This is a genomic window from Actinosynnema sp., from assembly GCF_052038725.1.
On record NZ_JBQGCX010000058.1, the window covers coordinates 1 to 1,800 of the forward strand.

Annotated in this window: 2 protein-coding genes; one reads left to right on the top strand and one right to left on the bottom strand. The window is 74.1% G+C overall.

Annotation, left to right across the window (positions count from 1 at the left end):
* A partial coding sequence (locus ACTUAL_RS01150) for an ATP-binding protein (RefSeq protein WP_440898949.1) occupies nt 1–816 on the bottom strand: 816 nt, incomplete at its 3' end.
* Nucleotides 817–1,371: 555 nt separating this feature from the next.
* On the opposite strand from ACTUAL_RS01150, the gene ACTUAL_RS01155 reads away from it, so the two are divergent.
* The gene (locus tag ACTUAL_RS01155) at nt 1,372–1,785 is read left to right on the top strand and encodes a GNAT family N-acetyltransferase (protein ID WP_440898950.1); all 414 of its coding nucleotides are present in this window, start codon (nt 1,372–1,374) and stop codon (nt 1,783–1,785) included.
* Nucleotides 1,786–1,800 lie beyond the last annotated feature (15 nt).

The following is a 1,800-nucleotide window of genomic DNA, read 5'->3' on the forward strand; positions in this document are numbered from 1 at the left end:
CACGGTGTCCGGGAAGAGGGGTTCGTTGCGGTGCAGGCAGGACAGGAACGCGTTGCCGTAGCCGGTCTCGCGCGGCTCGCCCGACTCCAGCACGTCCTCCGCCAGCGCGTGCAGCAGCAGCGGGTTGCCGCCGGTCAGCGCGGCGAAGTCGACCCGCTTGGCGACGTCCGCGCCGACCGCGCGCACCGCCTCCTCCCGCACCCTGGCGGTGGGCAGCGGCGCGACCCGGACCAGGCCGAGCCCGCGCAGCCGCAGCAGCTCGTGGCGCAGCGGCGGGAAGCCCGACGGCAGCAGCAGGTCGTCGGTGAGCAGCAGCCGCACCCGCGCGGTGTCCAGCCGGTGCACCAGTTGCAGCAGCACGTGCAGCGAGGCGGTGTCGCCGTGGCGGACGTCGTCCACCGCGATGACCAGCGGCGCCGCCTCGGACAGCGCGATCAGCGCCGCGCACAGCGCGTGGTGGAGCCGGGGCGGCACCGCCCCGTCCACCGGGCGCGCGGCCGGGGCGAGCAGCTCGCCGAGGCGGGCGACCGGGCGCGGGTCGACCCCGGCCACGCCGGGGGAGGCCACCAGCTGGTCGAGCACCCCGAACGGCAGTCCCGTCTCCGGCGGGGTGCAGGTGGCGGTGAGCACGAGGTGGTCCCCGTCGGCGACCCGGTCGACGAGCCGCCCCAGGGCCGTCGTCTTGCCGCAGCCGGGTGGTCCGTCCACCAGGAACGCCCGTCCGGCCCGGCCCGGCAGGTCCACCACGAGGTCCTCGACGGCCGACTGGATCTCGGGTGCGCGCGGAGTCCGACTCGCGTTCGTGGTGCGGTCCACCGTTCCATCTTCACCATTGCCGGACGTGCGGGCAAGCGTCTCGGGGTGGGGCCGGTTCCACTCCCGGCTAATCACCGGGTGCCCGGAAAAGATATCCCTGCTGCATTCGGTTGCACGGGCGGGTGTGATCGGGTCAAGCGCGCTCGATGTCACCTCGCGTGGACTGGTGTTGTTGCCAAAAGTGACCGGCGTGGAGTGACGAGGGCCACTCTGCGCTGAGGGGGTTGAGCTGTGCTTGGTCGGCATCAACCCGTGCTACGTGCGCTCCTGGGGCGGATTCGGTCCGGGTGCGGTGCCCGGTCGGTGCCCGGTCGGGCAAGTCGCCGTTGACTGAGCGTGATGGCGGTGGGTGACCGGGCCAGCGAGTCCGGCGTGGTGCCGGTGGGCTCCCGCGCGTGTGCCCGATTTCGGTTCCGCGCTTTCTTCCCGCGCTGCCCGCCATTTCGTGGAGAAGGACTGCGGAATCGTCCTCCGCCACTCGGCGACCGGCTCGCGATCCCGCCGGGCGGGCGTGTCGAGAAATCCGCGGACCCGCGCCCGTGGGAGCCTGACCGCGTGCACCGGGACTACGAGCTCCACCCGACCCCGCCGTCGGTCGCCGACTACCTCCGCCTGCGCGCCGAGTCCGGCCTGTCGCCCAAGACCCCCGAGCAGGCCGCCGCCGCCCTGCCCGGCGCCTGGGCCTCCTTCCACGTCACGCACGCGGACGGCCGGACCGTCGGCATGGGCCGCGTCCTCGGCGACGGCGGCTGGTACTTCCACGTCGTCGACATGGCCGAGCTGCCCGACCACCAGGGCAGGGGCATCGGCGGCGAGCTCAAGGAGGCGCTGCTCCGGCGCATCCGCGAGGCCGCCCCGCCCGGCGCGTTCGTGACCCTCCTGGCCGACGCGCCCGGCCGCCCGCTCTACCTCAAGCACGGCTTCACCGAGACCGCGCCCGGCTCGATCGGGATGGCGCTCACGCTCTGACCCGCGGCCACGCCC